The organism is Leclercia sp. S52, assembly GCF_039727615.1.
GTDB lineage: Bacteria > Pseudomonadota > Gammaproteobacteria > Enterobacterales > Enterobacteriaceae > Enterobacter > Enterobacter adecarboxylatus_B.
The window spans coordinates 3203064-3225112 of record NZ_CP152474.1; the positions used below are offsets into that span (position 1 = coordinate 3203064).

Below are 22049 nucleotides of genomic sequence, written 5' to 3' on the forward strand. Positions count from 1 at the left end.
TTACCGTTTTGCTTTTACCTCCGCCGCCGGGCAATATCACTAATACACCGCCACCTCCCGGGCCATCTCGCGGGAATACTGCTGGCTGGCGTTGACCAGCATCCGGGTGTAATCGGTTTGCGCCTGCCCTGCTACCAGCTCATCCACCGTCAGCGTTTCGAGAATTTTCCCGTACTGCATCACCGCCACCTTCTGGCACAGATGGGCGATCACTCCGAGATCATGGGTCACCATCAGGTAGGTGAGCTTCGACTCGCGCTGCAGCTCCGCCAGCAGGTTTAAGATCTCCGCCTGCACCGAAACGTCCAGCGCCGAGGTCGGCTCGTCGAGCAGCAGCACCTGCGGCTCAAGGATCAGCGCCCGGGCGATGGCCACGCGCTGACGCTGGCCGCCGGAGAGCTGATGCGGATAGCGGTCGCGGAAGGCGCGGTTGAGGCCGACTTTATCCAGCAGGGCATGAATGCGGCGATCCCGGTCGTTAATGCCGTGGATCTGCAGCGGCTCTTCCAGAATATCGCCGATTGTGTGGCGCGGGTGCAGCGAACCGTAGGGATCCTGAAACACCATCTGCACCAGGCGACAGCGCTGGGGGCTGATGCGCCGCTCCAGCGGCTGGCCGTTGATCGCCAGCGCCCCGTCCCAGTGGGTGAACAGCCCGGCCAGGCACTTCAGCACCGTGGTTTTGCCGGAGCCCGACTCCCCCACCAGGCCATAAATCTCTCCCGGCTGGACGTTAATATTGACGTCATACAGCACCTGGCTGCGTTTCTCGCCTTCGCCGAATGCCAGATTCAGGTTTTTTACCTCGATCATCTTTCGCTCCTTATTCGGTCAGCCAGCTGGCCTGACGCTGCAACACCGGCAGCACCGGGCGGCGGTGATTCATCTCCGGCAGGGCATTGATCAGCCCCTGCGTGTAGGGGTGCTTCGCGTTGTGCAGGTCGCAGGCGGCGATGGATTCCACCACCCGCCCGGCGTACATCACCAGCACCCGGTCGCAGAAGCTGCGCACCAGGTTGATGTCGTGGCTGATAAAGATCAGCCCCAGCCCGCGGGACTGGACTAAGTCGTCCAGCAATCCCAGCACCTGCAGGCGCACCGAGACGTCCAGCGCCGAGGTGGGTTCGTCGGCGATCACCAGCTCCGGGTCGGTGATCAGCATCATGGCGATCATGATGCGCTGCCCCTGCCCGCCGGAGATCTCGTGCGGATAGAGCTGATACACCCGCTCCGGCTGGCGAATGCGCACCACGTCGAGCATCTCCAGCACTTTGGCTTTCGCCTCCGCCTTGCGCCCCGGATGGTGGGTCAGCCAGGCCTCGGCGATCTGATCCCCGACGCAGACCACCGGGTTCAGGGAGTACTTCGGGTCCTGCATGATCATTGAGATGCGCTTGCCGCGAATGCCGCGCATCTGCGCCTCGCTGACGCTGCGGAGATCGACATCGCCAAACTGCATCCGGGTGGCGGTGATCTGCGCCTTTGCCGGGTGCAGGCGCAGCAGCGCCCGCCCGACGGTGGATTTCCCCGAGCCCGACTCACCGACAATCGCCAGCTTCTCGCGCCCGAGCTGAAAGGAGACGCCGCGCACCGCGTTAGTCACCGCGCGTCCGTTGATAAAGTCGACGTGCAGATCGCGCACGTCGAGCAGCGGCTCATTAGTTGCTGCGAGGATCGAGGATGTCACGTAAGCCATCTCCTAAGAAGTTGAACGCCAGGCTGTTAATCAGGATCGCCAGCCCCGGAATAGTCACCACCCACCAGCACTCCATCATGTAGGTGCGGCCGCTGGAGATCATCGCCCCCCACTCCGGCTCCGGTGGCTGCGCGCCGAGGCCGAGGAAGCCGAGACCGGCGGCGGTCAGGATGATCCCGGCCATGTTCATGGTGATACGGATAATTACCGACGGCAGGCACAGCGGAACAATGTGCCGCCACAGCACCCGCACCGGGGAGGCCCCCCTGCAGACGCACGGCGGAGATAAAGTCGGCCTGGCGCAGCGACAGGGTTTCAGCGCGGGCCAGACGGGCAATCGGCGGCCAGGCGGTGATCGTAATCGCAATCACCACGTGCTCCAGCCCCGGGCCGAGGGCCGCGACGAACGCCAGCGCCAGCACCAGGCTCGGGAAGGAGATAAAGATATCGGTAACGCGCATCAGCACCGCATCGACCTTACTGCCAAAGTACCCGGCGGTGACGCCCAGCAGCAGCCCCAGCGGGCCGACCGTGACCGACACCAGCAGCACGATATAGAGCGTGATGCGCGAGCCGTAGACCAGACGGCTGAAGATATCCCGGCCAAATTCGTCGGTGCCGAACCAGTGTTGGGCGTTCGGGGCCACCAGGGCGTTATTCAGATCCTGCACCAGCGGGTTGTAGGGCGCGATCCAGGGCGCAAAGGCCGCGACGATCAGCAGCAGCAGAATAATGCCGCCGCCAATGGCCGTCAGCGGGTTGCGCGCCATCTGCCCGACAAACCCGACGCTGCGACGGGCCATCCGCGCCAGGCGCTGGCGTCCTTCGCTGCGAACGGATTGCAGCGGTGTATCCAGAGAAACGGTCATGATTTCGTCCTCGGGTCAAAGAGTTGATACAGCATGTCGGAGAGCAGGTTGAGCATCACGAAGATGATCCCCACCAGCAGGACGCAGCCCATCACCGCGTTCATGTCCCCCAGCAGCAGGCTGCCGGTGAGATAGGAGCCAAAACCCGGCCAGGAGAAGACGGTTTCAATCAGCACCGCCCCTTCCAGCAGCGATCCGTAGGCCAGGGCCACCACCGTCAGCAGCTGCACGAGGATGTTGCGGAACGCGTGGTTCCAGATCACCTGGCGCTCGGTTAAACCTTTTACGCGAGCGGTGATGATGAACTCCTGGGACAGCTGGGCCAGCATAAAGCTGCGGGTCATGCGGCTGATGTAGGCCAGGGAGTGGAAGCCCAGCAGTGAGGCCGGCAGCACCAGGTGGTTAATGGCGTTCCAGAACACCGCGCTGTTGCCTGCCAGCAGGGCATCGACGGTCATCAGTCCGGTACGGCGCGGTACCAGGCCATCCAGGCCCAGATCCAGCCGTCCGGCGCCGCCTACCCAGCCAAGCCAGGCATAGAACAGCAGTAGCCCCATCATCCCGACCCAGAAGATCGGCGTGGAGTAACCGGCGAGGCTGATGATGCGCACCACGTAATCCGAAACGCTGTTACGGCGCGCGGCGGCCAGCACCCCCAGCGGAACGCCTAAACCGGCCCCGACGATAATCGCCATCGTCGCCAGCTCCAGGGTCGCCGGGAAGACGCGCAGAATGTCATCCAGCACCGGCTTGCCGGTCAGCAGGGCATTGCCCAGATCGCCGTGCAGCAGGTTGTTGAGGTAGATGCCGAACTGGGTCAGCAGGGATTTATCAAAGCCCAACTGGTGATAAACCTGCTGATAGGTGCTGTGGTCAGCATCCGGGCCGACAATCGCCAGCACCGGATCTACCGGCATCACCCGGCCAATAAAGAAGGTCAGCACCAGCAGGCCGAACAGGGTCACCAGCACCTGGGTCAGGCGTTTAGAGAAACGCCGGGTGCGGGAGCCCGGGGCGAGGATCGCAACGCTCATTTTTCACCTCCGGTTTTGTACACTTCCCGCAGGAAGGTGGTGGCCGACGGATGCGACTGGAAGTTTTTGACTTCGTTACGCACCACCACCGAATCGACCATCTGCGACAGCGGGATCAGAGCCGGGATCAGCTGGTCGTAACGCACCTGGATCTGCTGGTAGTCGGCGATCTGTTTCTGCGGATCGCGCTCCAGCAGGGCCTTGTCGATCATCTCGTTCAGCGGCTTGTCGTAAAAACCGGTGCGCCAGCCCTGGAAGTTGGTCAGCCGGGCTTCGTCGCTGTTGTCCGGGTTGTAGACCAGCGCGCGCAGGCTGGAGTGCGGATGGGGCTCCACGCCGCTGCCGCCGCGCCCGACCAGCATGTCGAACTTACGCTCGCGCATCGCGCCGTAGATCTGGTTCCCGGTGCCGGTGATGATTTTGGTGTTGATGCCCGCCTGCATCAGGGTGGACTGCACCGCGATGGCGATATTGAGGAACGGCTGATCCGCCAGCACCCGCAGGGTGGTGTCGAAACCGTCCGGATAGCCCGCTTCCGCCAGCAGCTTTTTGGCGCGGGCGATGTCGAGCTTATAGCCCGGGTCCGGTAATGTGGACGGCATCCCCGCCTTGATCGGCCGCTGGTGCAGCACGCCGTAGCCCGGCATCAGCGCCTTGTTGATGCCCTGATAGTCAATCAGGTAGCGCACGGCTTCGCGCACTTTCGGATTGGCGAAGTGCGCCTCTTTCATGCTCATCGCCACGTAGTAAACCGTGCCTTTCTGCACGGCTTCCACCGTCAGCTGCGGATCCTTACGCAGGGCGTTGATGTCCGCCACCGCCATGTTGCTGGCGATATCCAGATCGCCCTTCTCCACCATCAGGCGCAGGGTTTGCGACTCCTGGAAATGGCGCAGGACGACGCGGTTCATCTTCGGCTCTTCGCGCCAGTATTTCGGGTTGCGCTGCATGCGCAGCACGTCTTTTGCCTGCCAGGTCTCCAGCATAAAGGGCCCGGAACCGGCTTCGTTGGTTGTCAGCCAGCGGTTGCCCCAGTCGCTATTGACCTCGTGGCTGAGCACCGTTTTGCGATCCAGCACGCCGAGGTTGCCCAGCGCGCCGAGGGAGTAGATCACCAGCTGCGGATCGTTGGCCTTCGGCAGAGTGAGCTGCACGGTGTGGTCATCGAGGGCTTTAATCTGCTGGTCAATATTCTTCTTAGAGAACCCGTAGGATTTCCACACCGAGGCCTGGGCGAGGTTGAGGTGCAGCAGGCGGCGCATCGACCACACCACGTCCTCGGCGGTGAGCGGATTGCCGGAGTGGAAGGTCACGTTGTCGCGCAGGTGGAAGGTCAGGGTTTTGCCGTCCGGGGAAATATCCCAGGATTTCGCCAGCGCCGGTTTGACGTTGGTGAGGGTATTAGGATCCAGCTCCACCAGCGAATCGTAGAGATTGACCACAATGCCGACCACTTCGTTACCGGTCATCGCGGCCGGATCGAGGGTCAGCAGGTTGTTCATGTTCATACCGATGATGAGCTGATCGGGCGGCGTTTTTGCGTAAGCCGCACCGCTCCCCATCATCAGCGAGAGCGCGAGTAAACACGCTCCAGCCAGAGAGGTTCGTTTCATGTATATATCGCCTGTAGGGTACGTTTTTATCTGTCAGTCGTGGCTGACGGTATTGGCTTCGATATACGCAAAATTAATGTCTTCGCCGAGTCCCGGACGCGTCGGCAGGCTGACCATGCCTTCATCATCCATCGGGTCGATCAGGCTGTGCAGATAGGCTGCCGGTTCGTCGTAATCGAGGAACGGGTGCAGCAGGCCGCGCTCATACCAGCGGCAGTTCTTGATGGCGCCAATCACCGCCAGGCTCGCCGCGCCGTTGCCGTGTACTTCACAGTCCATGCCGAACGACTCCGCAAGGTTCGCCACCTTCAGGGTTGGCGAGATGCCGCCAACGCCGTTCGAACCGGCGCGCAGGATGTCGCAGGCCCCTGCCTTGATCCAGTCGGCGCGGCTGTGGTGCTTCCCGCCGAGGCTTTCTGGCCCGATGATCGGAATAGAGAGGTTTTCTGCCAGCCAGGCGTAGGAGGACATGCTCTCCTCTTCCATCGGCTCTTCAAACCACGCGAAGTTGAGCTTCTCCAGCTCTTTGCCGATGTACAGCGCTTCGGTGCGGCTGTACCAGTGGTAGCCGTCGATCATCAGGTCGATGTCCGGGCCGACCGCTTCACGCACCGCGGCGCAGGCTTTGACGTCCATCTTTGGATTGGGGGCGAAGGAGACCGGCGGCATCCAGGTGTGCAGCTTAATCGCTTTGTATCCGCGGGCGACCAGCGTCTCGGCAAAGCTGGCGTACTCTTCCGGCGTCGACAGGCCGCCGGGCAGGTCATCGCCGCACATGGTGCTGCCGTAGGCCGGCACTTTGTCGCGGTAGCCGCCGAGCAGTTTCCACACCGGCATATTCAGTTTGCGGCCAATCAGATCCCACAGCGCCTGCTCAACAAACCCCAGCGCGCGTTCGGTCAACTGGTGGGCGCTACCGCGCTGCCAGTGGGCCAGCTCCTGCCAGATCTTCTCGCGATTGAACGCGTCCTGGCCGACCATCACTTTGCGAAAGAAGGTGTTGACCACAAAAGGGCGCACCACTTCCGGCGGTGCAAATGAGTACCCTTTGGTGCCATCGTCTGCGGTAATGGTCAGCATCGCCATTTTTGCCAGGCTCCCCGGCCCCGGATGGGAATGTCCGGCGGTGTCGGAGACCCGGCGCGTGGGATACTGAAAGACGGTGACGTTTACAGATTCGATTTTCATTTTCAGTCCTTAAAACAACGTAGGTTCAGCATGTTCTGTCATTTTGAAAAGCTGTTTCGAAACTAACTGTAAGCGCATAATTCATCCACTGCCTTAGACAAATTCCGCTAAGCGCTGACCATTTTTTGTGCATCTGCACGGGAGGGAGTGACACTTTTCACAAAAGCCTGGGGAAGTGTGAAGTGGATCGGGAGAGATCTTTGAATGAAATGAAATGGGATTTCAAATATTGATGGGTGCGGTTAAATCCCCTCTCCCCTTTGGGGAGAGGGTTAGGGTGAGGGGTTATGCGATCGTCACTTTCTTATCCAAGTACACATCCTGCACGGCGTTAATCAGCTTCACGCCGTCGGCCATCGATTTTTTAAACGCCTTGCGACCGAGGATCAGCCCCATACCGCCCGCGCGTTTGTTGATCACTGCCGTGCGCACCGCATCGGTGAGATCGGTTTCCCCGCCTGCCGCCCCGCCGGAGTTGATCAACCCGGCGCGACCCATGTAGCAGTTCGCCAGCTGGTAGCGCACCAGGTCAATTGGGTTATCGCTGGTCAGTTTGCTGTAGACCCGATCGTCGGTATAGCCGAATTTCACCGCCTTGTAGCCGCCGTTGTTTTCGGCCATTTTCTGCTTGACGATATCCGCCCCGATGGTCGCCGCCAGATGGTTGGCCTGGCCGGTTAAATCGGCGGAAACATGGTAATCGGTGCCGTCTTTGCTGAAGGCCGGGTTACGCAGGTAGGCCCACAGCACGGTCACCAGCCCCAGCTCGTGTGCACGCTCGAAGGCGGCGGAGATCTCTTCGATCTGACGACGCGACTGCTCCGAGCCGAAATAGATGGTCGCCCCTACCGCGACCGCGCCGAGGTTGAAGGCCTGCTCAACGCTGGCATAGAGCGTCTGGTCATATTCGGTGGGGTAGCTCAGGGTTTCGTTGTGGTTGAGCTTAACCAGGAACGGAATGCGGTGCGCGTAACGGCGTGAGACGGACGCCAGCACGCCATAGGTGGAGGCTACGCAGTTACAGCCCGCCTCAATCGCCAGTTCGACGATATTTTTCGGATCAAAATAGAGCGGGTTGGCAGCAAAGGACGCGCCCGCAGAGTGCTCTACGCCCTGGTCCACCGGCAGGATCGACAGATAGCCGGTCCCGCCCAGACGCCCGGTGTTATACAGCGTCTGCATATTGCGCAGCACCGCCGGCGGACGGTTGTTGTCCACCATCACGCGGTCGACGTAGTCATGGCCAGGCAGGTAAAGCTGGTCGGCTGGAATGGTCATACAACGATGCTGTAACAGGCTGTCGGCGTCTTTGCCAAGCAATTGCGTAATATCAGTCATGGTTTTCCTCCCGTCAGTGCCGACAGGGTGTCGGCATTTTTATCCAGGCTCACAGGATTGTAAGCCCCCCTAAGCCTGGTCTGCGGGACGTCAAATTGCCAGCCGTCTACCACCATGCATGAAAATGATGCACCGGACCTATGCCCTGCCCCACTTCCAGCGTGTCCGCCTGTGCGAGCGCACAGGAGAGCCAGGCTTTGGCCTCGCGGACCGTATCCGCCCAGCTATCGTGCCGCGGACGCAGCGCGGCCAGCGCCGCAGATAGGGTGCAGCCGGTGCCATGGGTGTTTTTGGTATTCACCCGCGGGGCGGTAAAGCGCGTGGCCCCGTCGCGGGTGAACAGCCAGTCGGGGCTTTCGGGATCGTCCAGATGGCCGCCCTTCATCAGCACCGCCTCGCAGCCCATCGCCAGCAATGCCTGGCCCTGCGCTTTCATCTCCTGCTCGCTGCGGGCATGGGGCGCATCCAGCAAGGCCGCCGCTTCGGGTAGATTGGGGGTGATGAGCGCCACCTGCGGCAGCAGTTTTTTACGCAGCGTGTCGACGGCGGCGGTCGACAGCAGCGGGTCGCCGCTTTTCGCCAGCATCACCGTGTCCAGCACCACGTTTTTCACCTGATGACGCAGGAGCTGCTCCGCCACAGCCTCGACGATATCGGTTTCGGCCAGCATGCCGATCTTGGTGGTGTCGATGCGCACATCGCTGAATACCGACTCCAGCTGCGCCGCCACGAAGTCGGGTTCGATGCGATAGACCGACTGCACCCCGCGAGTGTTCTGTGCCACCAGGGCGGTGATCACCGAGCAGCCGTATACGCCCAGCGCGGAGAAGGTTTTCAGGTCAGCCTGGATCCCGGCTCCGCCGCTTGGGTCGGTGCCGGCGATGGTAAGCGCATTAATCCGTTTCATCGTTGTGCCCCCCAGTTCCCACAGGGCATCAAGAAACGCCGCGGCAAAACTGCCCGGGCCACGACTTTGCGCTGCCGCCAGCGTCCCGGCCCGTTTCATCCAGCCGCAGGCCGCGGCAATGTTATCCAGCCGGTCGCCCGGCAGCGAACAGCTGGCTGCCACCACCGCTGACAGGGCGCAGCCGGTGCCCACCACCCGGGTCATCAGCGGATCGCCCCCGGTGAGGGTCTGGGTACGCAGCCCGTCAGTGACGTAATCCACCTCCCCTGTCACCGCCACCACGGCATTGGTCTGCCGCGCCAGGGCTTGCGCCGCAGGCAGGGCGCTGGCGGCGGTATCGGTGGTGTCCACGCCGCGCCCGCCAGCGCTCATCCCGGCAAGAGCGAGGATTTCAGAGGCATTGCCGCGAATAGCCGCCGGTTTCAGAGCGAGGATTTGCTGGCAAAAACGGGTCCGGTACGCCAGCGCACCAACGGCCACCGGATCGAGCGTCCAGGGCTTACCCGCCGCCACCGCGCTTTCGATCGCCCGGCGCATCGCCTGGGCGCGCGGTGCGGTGAGGGTACCGACGTTAATCAGGAGCGCATCGGCAATAGTGGAAAACTGTTCAGCCTCTTCGGCTTCGATCACCATCGCCGGAGATGCGCCGAGGGCCAGCAGGACGTTGGCGGTAAAGGTATGCACCACGTCGTTAGTCATGCAGTGAGTCAGTGGAGAACGGGTTCGGAAGTGGAGTAAGGCGTGTAAATTGAGCAGGTCAGGCTGCATGGTATCGCTCCTGCCTTGCGCGAAGAAGCGATTGCCCGGAGGGCATCTGACTTCCCTACGCTGGCATTATCCAGATCAGGTGGTACGGGTATTTCTCAGCCTTCACAAGGAAGGGCACCCCGAGTCAAATTACATAAGATGATGTAATCCCGGAAGCGTAGAGGATGCGTCTGGCAATAGCAAGACCCTTCTGCTGCCGCTGCTGCTTGCCAGGATTACTCCCATCATTTTAGCTATTCGTGCTAAATGTGATCTTCATCAAGTAGTAACACCCTTCCTTCCGCGATAGTCAGCACCTCGTTACTTTTATAGAAACGATGTGATAATAGCTGCACACATAAAAGTAACTATGTTATTGATTAATAAATAATCTATTAATTTACTAAAGGTTAATGTATGAAAAAGATTCTGTTGGTGGGTGTGGTGGCTGCACTTCTTGCGGGCTGCGTCTCTGAAGAACAGCGGTTAGCGCAGTGTGAGGCAAAAGGCGTCAGCCGCGATGCCTGCTATGTTGCCGACCAGAACCGTCAGGCCACGATCAATGCCGCGGCCGAAAAACAGGCTTTAGAGAATGCCCATGCCGCCGTTCAGCATGCGCAGGCGGGCCACGTTGCTGACCCGCTGCGTGAAGCCTCTTTTAGCGCAAACGGCATCAAAGCCACCGTCAACAATGGTTTTACCCAGGCCACCATCAACGGCAAAAAAAGCCACGGTGAAGCGTTCAAATGCGAACTTCTACGAGATAAAAGGCGCGGGTTATATCCTGTCGATCTCCCTTGATGCGGACGGCGTTACCGATGCGTCATGGAATAAAACCCATGGTCGCGATCATGGGATTCTGAACGTCGTTCAAAATACTCCTAAAGCATTCTAAAATACCCCACTTTTTTTCTGCGGAGTGCCCCCCCAGGAAACCTCAGTTGCCATGCGGGGTTACGGCTTACGCGCGTTGTTTTAACGCGCGTAACAAAACGATAAACAATTAACCATTGAGCCCCGCGCAAAAAGGCTCTATATTGGCCGCGATTTTTGATGCCCTTCTCATTTTCTTAATTAATTATTCAATCGTGGCCACGTGCTGAGCTGCGGTTGTAGGAGTGATATGATGACGGATAAAGTCCGTATTGATACTTTGAATGCCTCTTCTTTCAAAACCAACGAAACCTATCTGGCCCGTCAGGCCGAAATGGAATCCAATGTCAGGAGTTATCCGCGCAAGCTGCCTTTAGCCATTACGAAGGCGGATGGGGTGTGGATCACCGATGCGGATAACAAAGAGTATCTTGATTGCCTGGCCGGTGCGGGAACGCTGGCGCTGGGTCATAACCATCCTGATGTGCTGAAAAGCATCCAAAGTGTCATTACCAGCGGCTTGCCGTTACATACCCTGGATCTGACTACGCCGTTAAAAGACGCGTTCTCAGAATACCTGCTCTCCATGCTGCCAGGTCAGGGCAAAGAGTACTGCCTGCAGTTTACCGGTCCATCCGGTGCGGACGCCGTTGAAGCCGCGCTGAAGCTGGCGAAAAAAGTGACCGGCCGCAGCGGCATTATCAGCTTCTCCGGTGCCTATCACGGCATGACCCACGGCGCACTGTCCGTGACCGGCAACCTGTCTCCGAAAGAAGCGGTTGACGGCATGATGCCGGAAGTGCAGTTCATGCCTTACCCGCACCAGTACCGCTGCCCGCTGGGTATCGGTGGTGAAGCGGGCGTGAAAGCCCTGACTTACTACTTCGAAAACCTGATCAACGACGTCGAGAGCGGCGTGCGTAAACCTGCTGCCGTGATCCTGGAAGCAGTCCAGGGCGAAGGCGGCGTGAACCCGGCTCCGGTTGAGTGGCTGCAGCGCATCCGTAAAGTGACCGAAGAGCACGGCATTCTGCTGATCCTCGACGAAGTCCAGGCGGGCTTTGCCCGTACCGGTAAATTCTTCGCCTTCGAACACGCGGGTATCCAGCCTGACATCATCGTTATGTCCAAAGCTGTTGGCGGCGGTCTGCCGCTGGCCGTGCTCGGTATCAAAAAGCAGTTCGATGCCTGGTCTCCGGGTCACCATACCGGTACCTTCCGTGGCAACCAGCTGGCGATGGCAACCGGCCTCACCACCCTGCAGATCCTCAAAGAGCAGAACATCGCTGATAAAGTTGCCGCCCAGGGCGAGTGGCTGAAAGCGAAGCTGGTTGAGCTGCAGAAACGCTATCCGGTTATCGGTCACGTGCGCGGTCTGGGCATGATGATTGGTATTGAGATCGTTAAACCGCACGAAGCTGCCGACCACATGGGCTGCTTCCCGGGCGACGGCGAGCTGTCTGCGCTGATCCAGAAGAAATGCTTCGAAGCCGGTCTGATTCTGGAGCGTGGCGGCCGTAACGGTAACGTTGTGCGTCTGCTGCCTTCCCTGCTGATCAGCGATCGGGAGCTGAACGTGTTCCTGGACAAATTTGAGCAGGCGCTGCTTGCTGCGGGCGTTCGCCCAGTCTAACCGGAGACAATGGATACAATGTCAGATTTAAACCCGATTTTGTCGTCGTCGGCGCAAAGCATCGAAGCCTATCAGCAGGCCATCGAGCAGAGCACCCAGGCGGTGATGCAGTGGCTGAAACAGCCGGAAATGTACCAGGGTAAAACGGTCGCCGAGCTGCGCGATCGTATCAACCTGGAGTTCAGCCCGGAAGGGCTGGGCAACGAGACCGCCATTGAGCGTGCCGTTGAATATTTCCTGAAAGACAGCCTGGCGGTGCACCATCCGCAGTGCGTGGCGCATCTCCACTGCCCGAGCCTGGTGGTAAGCCAGGCGGCGGAAGTCATGATCAACGCCACTAACCAGAGCATGGATTCCTGGGATCAGAGCCCGTCTGCGACCATTATCGAGATAAAACTGATCGAGTGGCTGCGTACCCGTCTGGGTTACCAGCCAGGCGACGCAGGTGTCTTCACCAGCGGCGGCACCCAGAGCAACATGATGGGTCTGATGCTGGCGCGCGATGCGTTCTTCGCGCGTCAGGGCCACTCCGTCCAGCAGGATGGTCTGGTGGGCGATCTGCGTAAGATCCGGGTGCTGTGCTCCGACAGCGCGCACTTCTCCGTGCAGAAGAACATGGCGCTGATGGGTCTGGGCTACCAGTCCGTTATCCAGGTGAAAACTGACGAATGTTCGCGTATGGATCTGACCGATCTGGCTGCGAAAATCGAGCAGTGCAATGCCAACGGCGAGCAGATTCTGGCGATTGTTGCCACCGCAGGCACTACCGACGCGGGTGCTATCGATCCGCTGCGTGCGATTGCAGAGCTGGCGGCGAAGCAGAATATCTGGGTTCACGTGGATGCGGCCTGGGGCGGCGCACTGCTGATGTCCGAGAAGTATCGCGATTACCTCGACGGTATCGAGCTGGTGGATTCCGTTACCCTGGACTTCCACAAGCAGTTCTTCCAGACCATCAGCTGCGGCGCGTTCCTGCTGAAAGAGGCGCGTCACTATGAGCTGATGCGCTATCAGGCGGCGTACCTGAACTCTGAGTTTGACGAAGAGGCTGGCGTACCGAACCTGGTGTCCAAATCCCTGCAGACCACCCGTCGCTTTGACGCGCTGAAGCTGTGGATGAGCCTGGAAGCGCTGGGCCAGAAGAAATACGCTGAGATCATCGATCACGGTGTGACCATGGCGCAGCAGGTTGCCGCGTACGTGACCGAACAGCCACAGCTGGAGCTGGTAATGCCACCGCAGCTGGCGAGCGTACTGTTCCGCTTCCGCCCTGAACTGAATCTGGACGATGCGGCCATTGCGCTGCTTAACCAGAAGATCGGTGATGCGCTGCTGGAATCGGGCCGTGCCAACGTCGGTGTGACCGAGCATAACGGGATCACCTGCCTGAAGCTGACCCTGCTGAACCCAATCGTGACGCTTGAGGATGTCAAAGTTCTGCTGTCACTGGTGGAACGCACGGCGCACGAGCTGCTGGCGAAGTAAGTTGTTCAACCCGGCAGCGTTCGCTGCCGGGTCTTTATTCCCTTGTTATTTTTTCTTCGCGTTCGGGCTCTGCTCCGCGGAATAACCATACGCATCGTAACCGGAAGCATAATAGCTGGCCGCCGATTTTATGACGTCGTTCAGGATTGCCCCTTTAATGTTGACCCCCATCTGCTGCAGGCGGCGCTGGCTGACCTCCATCTCCCGGACGCTGGTGACGTTAAAGCGTGCGACCAGCAGCGTAGAGGCCGCGACCCGGCCCACCAGCGCGGCATCCGTGACCGCCAGGATCGGCGGGGTATCGACAATCACCATGTCGTACTGCTCGCTGGCCCAGGCCATAAACGCGCGAAAACGGTCATGCATCAGCAGCTCGGACGGGTTAGGCGGATAGTGCCCGCAGGTCACCACATCAAACTGGCCGCTGGCGTACGTCTGAACCGCCTCACTAAAGGCCACTTTTCCTGACAGCACATCCGACAGACCGGCATCATTGCGCAGACCAAAAATATTGTGCACGTAGCCCTTACGCATATCGGCATCAATAAACAGCACCCGCCGATCGACCTGGGTCACCAGCGCCGCCAGCGAGGTGCTGACCAGCGTTTTGCCGCAGTCCTGAGACGGACCACTGAACATCAGAATGTTATTTTCGGCATCCATCATGGCGAAGTGTAGGCTGGTACGTAACCCGCGCACCGCTTCGACAAAATTATCCAGCGGCCTGTCTATCGGTAAAAAGGGCACGTCGGTGATTTTATGCCGTTTGCAGTAGTGGAAGAAATAGCGGTTGCCCACCCGGGTTTTACCGTGCAGCCAGGCCGAATGGGGCAAGGTGGCATAGACGCTAATTCCTTCTTTTTCCAACTGTTCCGGGGCATTGATGCCGCGCCGCAGCGCTGAACTTGCCAGCACCCCGCCTGTCGCGACGAAGAGGCCAAACAGGGTCGTGATGGCCAGGATCAACGCCTTACGCGGCTTGATCGGCGCAGGCTGCGTTACCGCCGAATCGATAATGCGCACGTTGCCAATTGCGCTGGAGCGGGAGATATTCAGCTCCTGCTGTCGGGTCAGAAGCTGCAGATAAACCGCCCGGCCAGAATCCACATCGCGGCTGAGACGCAGGATCTCCTGCTGTGTGGACGGCATCGTCCCCACCCGTTTGTTCAGCCGCTCCCGTTCGCTCTCTAAGGTCTGGCGTTTTTCACGCAGCGCCCGATAGGTCGGGTGGTCTTTTTTAAAGTGCTGGGAGATCTCCGCTTCGCGGAAGGTCAGCTCATTGAGCTGGTTATCGACGTTAACGATCTGCTCCAGCACCGATTTGGCTTCCAGACTTAAATCCACCGAGTCGCGCTGCTTACGGTAGGTGTTCAGACGTTCTTCGGCCAGCTCCAGCTCACTGCGTACCTGCGGCATCTGACGCTGCAGGAAGTTGAGGCTTTGTGAGTCCTGCGCGGCCTGGCGGGCAATGTTCTGTTGCAGATAGCTCTGGGCAATGTGATTCAGCACGGTGGCAATGCGCACGGGATCCTGGCCCGTCAGGCTCAGCGAGAGGATCCCGCTCTCTTTACCCTGCTCCGCCACGCTAAACTGGCGGCTCAGGGCGTTTATTGCTTCCAGCTGCGCGTGCTGCCGCACCCTGAAGCGCGTGCCCGGCGGCGCAGACAATTTGCGCACGGCGATCGTCACCCCGGCATGCTGCAGCGGTATACCCACGGTGCCGCGCGCGCTAAACCCCTCCCCTTCCAGCAGGTAATGCCCGTTCTCTTCGGCGGTAAGAGTCAGCCCCCTTCCGCTGCCCTGCTCGGCGGGAAGGGCGAGTTTGTCGAGGATCAGCGTGGCGTCGGGTTGTCCGGTAAGCCGCGCCCACCCTTTGCCGATAACCGGCAGACGAAGCTGGGTGATCTCATCGCGTAAACGCAACGCCTCCACGGTTTCGCCGAGGATCATCCGCGATTTCAGCAGCTGAATTTCCGCGCCGGAATCGGAGGATAGTTCGGGAGTCAGCTGGTTTAAGGTTTTGAGAATGCTGTTCTGCTGCTTATTTTCTATTTGCACCATGGCATCTGCGACGTAGACCGGCGATGCAAATAACGCATACAACGTCCCGCAGAGCGCAAAAAATAGCGTGACGCTAAGAATACACACGCGATGATCAATTAATTCTCCCAGAAGACGCGCCAGATCCAGCTCATGGTTATCAACAGCATAACCCTGTGCATTTACGCTTTTCGACGACATGTACGTAATCCCTTAACTGTAAGTCGGTTGGTCCATTCCTGACTTGCTTCGCCAAGCAGGCGAAAAACATATTCAAAAGCTTCCATGCTTTTACCGTACGGATCGGGAATTTCCTGTTCCCTCAGCCATTGCCCAAACAGCAAGGCTTTGCCGCGCACCTCCGGTGCGATGAGCGAGATCCAGTTTATCTGTCCTGACTCCATGGCGAGGATCAGATCGTATTCCCGCATCATTGCCGCCGTCAGCGGGCGGGCAACGTGATCGACCAGCGACAGGCCATGCCTGGCCGCGATGTGCTGGGCATGGCGATCTGCCGGATGACCGGCCAGGCCGCAGATACCTGCCGAAGCGATAGACAATGTGGGTAACTTTTGCTGTAAGAGCCGTTCCCCGAGCGGGGAGCGGCAAATATTTCCTGTACACACCACCAGAATGGATTGGATCATTATTCGGGCCACGACTTAATAAAGCGCACGGTTTCCGTCAGATCGTGTATCCCGCTGATGGTAGGCACCAGCTGCGCCACAACCCGGTTCCAGCGAGAGATCGGCGCCGTGGTCACGTAGACGATATCGTAGGGCTGGAGCTGAAATTCCGTGCCGAGCACCATGGCAGACGCGTCGCGGGCATTCAGCTGCCAGATGCGGGCAATTTTGCCGTCCTGGCTTTTCCCGGTGGTGGATCGAATCACGAAGATGCCGGTCGCATCGGCCATGGACTGATTCAGGCCGCCGGCGCTGGCTAACGCTTCTGCCAGCGTCATGCCGCTGCGGTCCATCTTCAGGGTGCTCTGCTTCACCACCTCACCCATCACAAAGACTTTCAGGGCATCATTGCGCGGGATAAACAGAATATCCCCCGGCCACAGCAGCCGGTTTTGCGTCAGGTCGCCGTGCTGCATCAGGGCATAGAGCGAAATCCGCGTATCCTTGCCGTCATGGGTGAGCACCACGTTGCGCCAGTCGGCATCCGCCGACAGACCGCCTGCCGCGTTAACTGCATCCATAATAGTCAGCGGAATATTGGTAATCGGCTGTTGGCCAGATTTAACCACCTCGCCGGTAACATAGGCTTTCTGCGACCGAAACGCCGCGATGCTGACATCGACCTGCGGGCTTTCAATCACCCTGTCCAGCCGGGCGGTGATCTCTTTGCGCACCTGAGCAAGGGTTTTACCCGCAACCTGGAGTTTGCCGACATAGGGATAAAAGAGCGTGCCGTCGGCACCGACCCAGTTACCGGTGTCGCTGGCGCTGCGGTACTGCCCGGCTGGGGTGGTCAGTTCCGGGTGATCCCAGACGGTGATCATCAGCACATCCCCTGGACCAATCCGGTATTCCCAGTTCTTTAATTCCTCGTCCAGATTCGGATTTGCCTGAGATTTCACACGCTCGCCACGGAGCTGTTCAATTACGGAGGGCGTTAACGGCCACACATCCACTTTTTTATCCAAATCGAGGGGATGGTCGGCGACAGCAACGATATTTTTTCCAGAAGTATTTATATGTTGGCCGGGCGTAATTGTGCAGCCTGCTAATAACAGGGCGGCAAAAAAAACCGCACCGTTGCGGAGTGGTATTGTCATTAATAAATAATACTCTATGAAATACGTTAATAGCCCTTTAATTTCCGGATGACTCCCAATAATATCCACACATAATTAATATAAAAATATTAATTAATATTAGAGGGTTACATTAAAATAACCTGACAAAAGAAACGTACCAGCCGGGCTGAGGATTGTCTGGCAATTTCTTTCGCCAGGAGAAAGCAAAAGCAGTATCAATGAATTAAGCCCTAGCATAATCATTCCGAGAAAGAAATAACATAGTCCGGATGCGACTATATTGGCATTAGGGTCTGCTTTCGGATTTTATAAAAGGAACGATAAATAATAGAACGTTTAAATAACGATATATTCATGGTAAAAATAATTAAAGCCGCACCGGTATGTGCAGGGATGTGTTGATTTGTTACATTTTTTACTAACCCAGCCAGCCGGCAAAACATAAAATAGGGTATCTGTTGCTCGGCCATGGATCAGCAGACCACGAGTAATGGCCACGGTTAATCTGGAGAAAAAATGACTAAAGGTAAAATTCTACTTCTGGGCGTACTGATGTCACTGGCGAGCGCGACCTTTGCTGCACCGCAAGCCGCAGCGGCACCCTCTGGCATCCAGGCCTATGAGGAACAGGAGTTTGTAGCCGATTTTACGAAATACAAGATGGGTGATTTCGCCCCGGCGCAGTACCTGACACCTGAGTACACCATTAAGCAGTATAAGCTGCGCAACCTGCCTGAACCGCAGGCTGGCACGCACTGGACCTATATGGGTGAGAACTACGTGCTGGTCGGTGATACTGACGGCAAGATCTACAAAGCGTATAACGGCGATATCTTCTACCACCGTTAATGCTTATTAGGTTTTATGATTGTGCATTATGCCGGGTGGCGCTGCGCTTACCCGGCCTACCAAACCTGTAGGCCCGTGCAAGCGTAGCGCCGCCGGGCAAAGTGTTACACCGCGCGGAACGCGATATCGCCCGGGATCACTTCCCCCCTGCCAGTAAAGCTGGGCTGCGACACGATCCGCCAGCTGGCGATACATCTCAGCAAATTCACTTTCAGGACGATTGACCACGGTCGGCTTCCCGCTGTCGAGATCTTCACGCAGCGTAATGTGCAGCGGCATCTGGCCCAGCAGCTGGGTATGATACTGCGCCGCCAGCTTCTCTGCCCCGCCGGTACCAAAGATCGCTTCATGATGACCGCAGTTGCTGCAGATGTGCATGCTCATGTTTTCGACCACGCCCAGCACCGGCACCTCAACCTTCTCGAACATCACGATGCCTTTTTTGGCGTCGATCAGCGCGATGTCCTGCGGCGTGGTGACCACCACCGCCCCGGTCACCGGGATGTTCTGCGCCAGCGTCAGCTGAATGTCACCGGTACCCGGCGGCATATCCAGCACCAGATAATCGAGATCCGGCCACATCGTCTCCTGCAACATCTGCAGCAGCGCTTTGCTGGCCATCGGCCCGCGCCACACCATGGCGTTGTCGTCAGTCACCAGATAACCAATCGAGTTGGTGGCCAGACCGTAAGCCATAATCGGCGCCATATGGGTGCCGTCCGGTGAGGTCGGACGCTGATTTTCCGCGCCCAGCATGTTCGGGATAGACGGACCATAGATATCGGCATCGAGAATACCGACCTTCGCCCCTTCGGCGGCCAGCGCCAGGGCCAGGTTTACGGCGGTGGAGGATTTACCCACCCCACCCTTGCCGGAGCTGATGGCGATAATGTTCTTCACGCCGTTGATGCCCGGCTGGTTTTTCACCCGCTTCAGGGTGGCGATGGCGTGGGACAATTTCCAGTCAATCGCCTTCGCCCCGGTGATGCGCAGCAACTCAGCGCTGGTTTCCTCTTTCAGGGTCTCAAACGCATTGTTCCAGACGAACGGCATCTGCAGCTCAACATGCAGGGTATCATCCAGCCACGCCACGTGATGTAACGCCTTGAGAGCAGTGAGATTGTGCTTCAGGGTGGGGTGCTGAAAATTAGCCAGCGTCCCGGCGACCATTGCGCGCAAGGCTTCCGGTGATTTGGCCTGGGATTGAGAACTCATCCCGACTCCTTTTGTTATTGTGGATAAGAGCTTTGTTGAACAAGTTTACCTGAAAGGCCATGGTTTGTGCTTACTTAATAATGCCCCTTTTGGTACTATCAAAACCCTTTTCACTACAAAAGAAGTAATGTCCACTATGACTCAAGTCGCGAAAAAAATTCTGGTGACGTGCGCTCTGCCGTACGCTAACGGCTCAATCCACCTCGGCCACATGCTGGAGCATATCCAGGCTGATGTCTGGGTCCGTTACCAGCGAATGCGCGGCCATCAGGTAAACTTCATCTGTGCAGACGACGCACACGGCACGCCGATCATGCTGAAAGCACAGCAGCTCGGTATCAGCCCGGAACAGATGATTGCTGATATGAGTCAGGAGCATCAGACGGACTTTGCTGGCTTCGACATCAGCTACGACAACTATCACTCCACGCACAGCGACGAGAACCGCGAGCTGTCGGAGCTGATCTACACCCGTCTGAAAGAGAACGGTTTTATTAAAAACCGCACCATCTCTCAGCTTTACGATCCGGAAAAAGGCATGTTCCTGCCGGACCGTTTTGTAAAAGGCACCTGCCCGAAATGTAAATCCCCGGATCAGTATGGCGATAACTGCGAAGTATGCGGCGCGACCTACAGCCCGACCGAGCTGATTGAACCAAAATCCGTGGTATCCGGCGCAACCCCTGAGATGCGTGATTCCGAGCACTTCTTCTTCGACCTGCCGTCGTTCAGCGAAATGCTGCAGGCGTGGACCCGCAGCGGCGCGCTGCAGGAGCAGGTGGCGAACAAGATGCAGGAGTGGTTTGAGTCCGGTCTGCAGCAGTGGGATATCTCCCGCGATGCGCCGTACTTCGGCTTCGAAATCCCGAACGCACCGGGTAAATACTTCTACGTCTGGCTGGATGCGCCAATCGGCTACATGGGCTCCTTCAAGAACCTGTGCGACAAGCGCGGCGACACCACCAGCTTCGACGAATACTGGAAAAAAGATTCCGACGCCGAGCTGTATCACTTCATCGGTAAAGACATCGTTTACTTCCACAGCCTGTTCTGGCCAGCCATGCTGGAAGGCAGCGGTTTCCGCAAGCCAACCAACCTGTTCGTACACGGCTATGTGACGGTAAACGGCGCGAAGATGTCCAAATCGCGCGGCACCTTTATCAAGGCCAGCACCTGGCTGAACCACTTTGATGCCGACAGCCTGCGCTACTACTACGCGGCGAAACTCTCTTCCCGTATCGACGACATCGACCTGAACCTGGAAGACTTCGTCCAGCGCGTGAATGCCGACATCGTCAACAAAGTGGTGAACCTGGCCTCCCGTAACGCCGGCTTTATCGCCAAACGTTTTGACGGCGTAATGGCAGCTGAACTGGCAGATCCCGCGCTGTACAAAACCTTCACCGACGCAGCTACCGTGATTGGCGAAGCCTGGGAAAGCCGCGAGTTCGGCAAAGCGGTACGTGAGATCATGGCCCTGGCCGATCTGGCTAACCGCTACGTTGACGAGCAGGCGCCGTGGGTTGTCGCGAAACAGGAAGGCCGCGACGCCGACCTGCAGGCGATCTGCTCCATGGGTATCAACCTGTTCCGCGTGCTGATGTCTTATCTGAAGCCGGTTCTGCCACAGCTGGCCGCGCGTACCGAAGCGTTCCTGAACACCGAACTGAGCTGGGACAGCATTAACCAGCCGCTGCTCGGCCATAAGCTGAACGCCTTCAAGGCGCTGTACAACCGCATCGAGATGAAGCAGGTTGAAGCCCTGGTTGACGCCTCTAAAGAAGAAGTGAAAGCCGCAGCCGCGCCGGTAACCGGCCCGCTGGCGGACGATCCGATTCAGGAGACCATCACTTTTGATGATTTCGCGAAAGTTGACCTGCGCGTGGCGCTGATTGAGAACGCGGAATTTGTCGAAGGCTCTGACAAACTGCTGCGTCTGACGCTGGATCTGGGCGGCGAGAAGCGCAACGTCTTCTCCGGCATTCGTTCCGCATACCCTGACCCGCAGGTGCTGATTGGTCGTCAGACGGTGATGGTAGCTAACCTGGCACCGCGCAAAATGCGCTTCGGCATCTCGGAAGGGATGGTGATGGCCGCAGGCCCTGGCGGGAAGGATATCTTCCTGTTAAGCCCTGACGAAGGCGCGAAACCTGGTCAGCAGGTGAAATAACAAAAAAAGCCGGAGATAATCTCCGGCTTTTTTTATGGCATTTTGTTTTCTCCCTCTCCCCGTGGGAGAGGGTCGGGGTGAGGGCATCAGGCCGCACCCTGCCGCATCACGCCTTAGGATGATGCACCCGATGGGTCAGCCCGCGCAGGAAGTTACGCAGGAACTGGTCCCCGCACTCGCGGTAGTTTTTATGGTCCGGCGCACGCATCATGGCGGTCACTTCCGGCACGGATACGCGGTATTTTTGCTCCGTCATGATCGCCACGATATCGTCGGTCTTGAGGGAAAAGGCGATACGCAGCTTTTTCAGCACCGTGTTGTTGTTCACCCGACGCTCCAGCGCCAGCTCAGGCGCGGACTCATCTTTACCGCGCTTGTCATAAATCAGGCCGTTCAGGAAACCAGACAGGATGATGTCCGGGCAGCGAACAAAACCGTCCTCATCTTCTTTGGTCATCCAGGTGTCGAAACCTGCCGACGTGGCTTCCATCTCGGCAAGCGCAAGAATGCGCACCATGTCGTTATTGTTTGCTTTCAGGGTGTAGCGCAGGCTACGAAGAATGTCGTTACTAATCATGAGTGCCTTTAACTGTCGATGGTGCAATGCCGCGCAGTGTAGCAGTT

The 22049-nt window shown here is 58.3% G+C and carries 16 protein-coding genes, 3 pseudogenes and 1 riboswitch; of the genes and pseudogenes, 5 read left to right on the top strand and 14 right to left on the bottom strand.

The window, feature by feature from the left end; translation table 11 throughout:
- Positions 1-39: 39 nt before the first annotated feature.
- The 9 genes and pseudogenes from AAHB66_RS15465 to thiM form a co-directional block, all read right to left on the bottom strand.
- Complete coding sequence (locus tag AAHB66_RS15465) at positions 40-813, bottom strand: ABC transporter ATP-binding protein (protein ID WP_347113511.1); 774 nt, start codon at positions 811-813, stop codon at positions 40-42.
- A gap of 10 nt (positions 814-823) precedes the next feature.
- Positions 824-1687: an ABC transporter ATP-binding protein gene (locus AAHB66_RS15470; protein ID WP_347116501.1), complete on the bottom strand. Its 864-nt coding sequence runs from the start codon at positions 1685-1687 to the stop codon at positions 824-826.
- Positions 1659-2565 (bottom strand): annotated as a pseudogene (locus AAHB66_RS15475) (ABC transporter permease). The gene AAHB66_RS15470 and the pseudogene AAHB66_RS15475 overlap by 29 nt, the downstream one beginning before the upstream one ends.
- Entirely contained in the window at positions 2562-3599 is a 1038-nt protein-coding gene (locus tag AAHB66_RS15480; RefSeq protein ID WP_347113512.1) for an ABC transporter permease, read from the bottom strand. The pseudogene AAHB66_RS15475 and the gene AAHB66_RS15480 overlap by 4 nt, the downstream one beginning before the upstream one ends.
- A complete protein-coding gene (locus tag AAHB66_RS15485; protein ID WP_347113513.1) occupies positions 3596-5212 on the bottom strand; it encodes an ABC transporter substrate-binding protein in 1617 nt (538 codons plus the stop codon). Before AAHB66_RS15485 ends, AAHB66_RS15480 begins: the two co-directional genes overlap by 4 nt.
- A gap of 33 nt (positions 5213-5245) precedes the next feature.
- On the bottom strand, positions 5246-6400 hold the full coding sequence (locus AAHB66_RS15490) for a mandelate racemase family protein (RefSeq protein ID WP_347113514.1): 1155 nt from the start codon (positions 6398-6400) through the stop codon (positions 5246-5248).
- Positions 6401-6685: 285 nt separating this feature from the next.
- Positions 6686-7738, bottom strand: coding sequence for a class I fructose-bisphosphate aldolase (gene fbaB / locus AAHB66_RS15495; protein WP_333848908.1), 1053 nt, complete (start codon positions 7736-7738; stop codon positions 6686-6688).
- A 106-nt stretch (positions 7739-7844) separates the two neighbouring features.
- Positions 7845-8645, bottom strand: a complete 801-nt coding sequence (thiD, locus tag AAHB66_RS15500) for a bifunctional hydroxymethylpyrimidine kinase/phosphomethylpyrimidine kinase (protein ID WP_347116502.1) — start codon at positions 8643-8645, stop codon at positions 7845-7847.
- 12 nt (positions 8646-8657) lie between these two features.
- Positions 8658-9413, bottom strand: a pseudogene (gene thiM / locus AAHB66_RS15505) (hydroxyethylthiazole kinase); the annotation flags it as partial.
- Positions 9414-9448: 35 nt separating this feature from the next.
- A riboswitch (TPP riboswitch) is annotated at positions 9449-9545 on the bottom strand.
- A gap of 264 nt (positions 9546-9809) precedes the next feature.
- On the opposite strand from thiM, the gene AAHB66_RS15510 reads away from it, so the two are divergent.
- From AAHB66_RS15510 to AAHB66_RS15520, 3 genes are all read left to right on the top strand, one after another.
- Positions 9810-10193, top strand: a complete 384-nt coding sequence (locus AAHB66_RS15510; RefSeq protein ID WP_347113515.1) for a hypothetical protein — start codon at positions 9810-9812, stop codon at positions 10191-10193.
- 322 nt (positions 10194-10515) lie between these two features.
- The gene (locus AAHB66_RS15515; RefSeq protein ID WP_347113516.1) at positions 10516-11898 is read left to right on the top strand and encodes a diaminobutyrate--2-oxoglutarate transaminase; all 1383 of its coding nucleotides are present in this window, start codon (positions 10516-10518) and stop codon (positions 11896-11898) included.
- An 18-nt stretch (positions 11899-11916) separates the two neighbouring features.
- Positions 11917-13383 (top strand): aspartate aminotransferase family protein, encoded by a 1467-nt coding sequence (locus AAHB66_RS15520; protein ID WP_347113517.1) that lies wholly within the window; start codon positions 11917-11919, stop codon positions 13381-13383.
- Positions 13384-13428: 45 nt separating this feature from the next.
- On the opposite strand, the gene AAHB66_RS15525 is transcribed toward AAHB66_RS15520, so the two are convergent.
- Genes AAHB66_RS15525 through AAHB66_RS15535 form a run of 3 tightly spaced genes read right to left on the bottom strand, consistent with a single transcriptional unit; the run spans position 13429 to position 17209 of the window.
- Positions 13429-15624 carry a polysaccharide biosynthesis tyrosine autokinase gene (locus AAHB66_RS15525; protein WP_347113518.1) on the bottom strand — a complete coding sequence of 732 codons (2196 nt, stop codon included), beginning with the start codon at positions 15622-15624 and terminating at the stop codon, positions 13429-13431.
- The gene (locus AAHB66_RS15530) at positions 15606-16070 is read right to left on the bottom strand and encodes a protein tyrosine phosphatase (RefSeq protein ID WP_347113519.1); all 465 of its coding nucleotides are present in this window, start codon (positions 16068-16070) and stop codon (positions 15606-15608) included. Before AAHB66_RS15530 ends, AAHB66_RS15525 begins: the two co-directional genes overlap by 19 nt.
- On the bottom strand, positions 16070-17209 hold the full coding sequence (locus AAHB66_RS15535) for a polysaccharide export protein (protein ID WP_347113520.1): 1140 nt from the start codon (positions 17207-17209) through the stop codon (positions 16070-16072). Before AAHB66_RS15535 ends, AAHB66_RS15530 begins: the two co-directional genes overlap by 1 nt.
- 498 nt (positions 17210-17707) lie before the next feature.
- Between AAHB66_RS15535 and AAHB66_RS15540 the strand changes: the two genes are divergently transcribed.
- Positions 17708-18040, top strand: coding sequence for an RcnB family protein (locus AAHB66_RS15540; RefSeq protein ID WP_347113521.1), 333 nt, complete (start codon positions 17708-17710; stop codon positions 18038-18040).
- A 104-nt stretch (positions 18041-18144) separates the two neighbouring features.
- Here AAHB66_RS15540 and apbC read toward each other — a convergent pair.
- A pseudogene (gene apbC, locus AAHB66_RS15545) lies at positions 18145-19255 on the bottom strand (iron-sulfur cluster carrier protein ApbC).
- Between the two features lie 136 nt (positions 19256-19391).
- Here apbC and metG point away from each other — a divergent pair.
- Entirely contained in the window at positions 19392-21425 is a 2034-nt protein-coding gene (gene metG, locus AAHB66_RS15550; RefSeq protein ID WP_347113522.1) for a methionine--tRNA ligase, read from the top strand.
- Positions 21426-21531: 106 nt separating this feature from the next.
- On the opposite strand, the gene AAHB66_RS15555 is transcribed toward metG, so the two are convergent.
- Positions 21532-22002, bottom strand: coding sequence for a DUF1456 family protein (locus AAHB66_RS15555; protein WP_347113523.1), 471 nt, complete (start codon positions 22000-22002; stop codon positions 21532-21534).
- Positions 22003-22049: the final 47 nt, after the last annotated feature.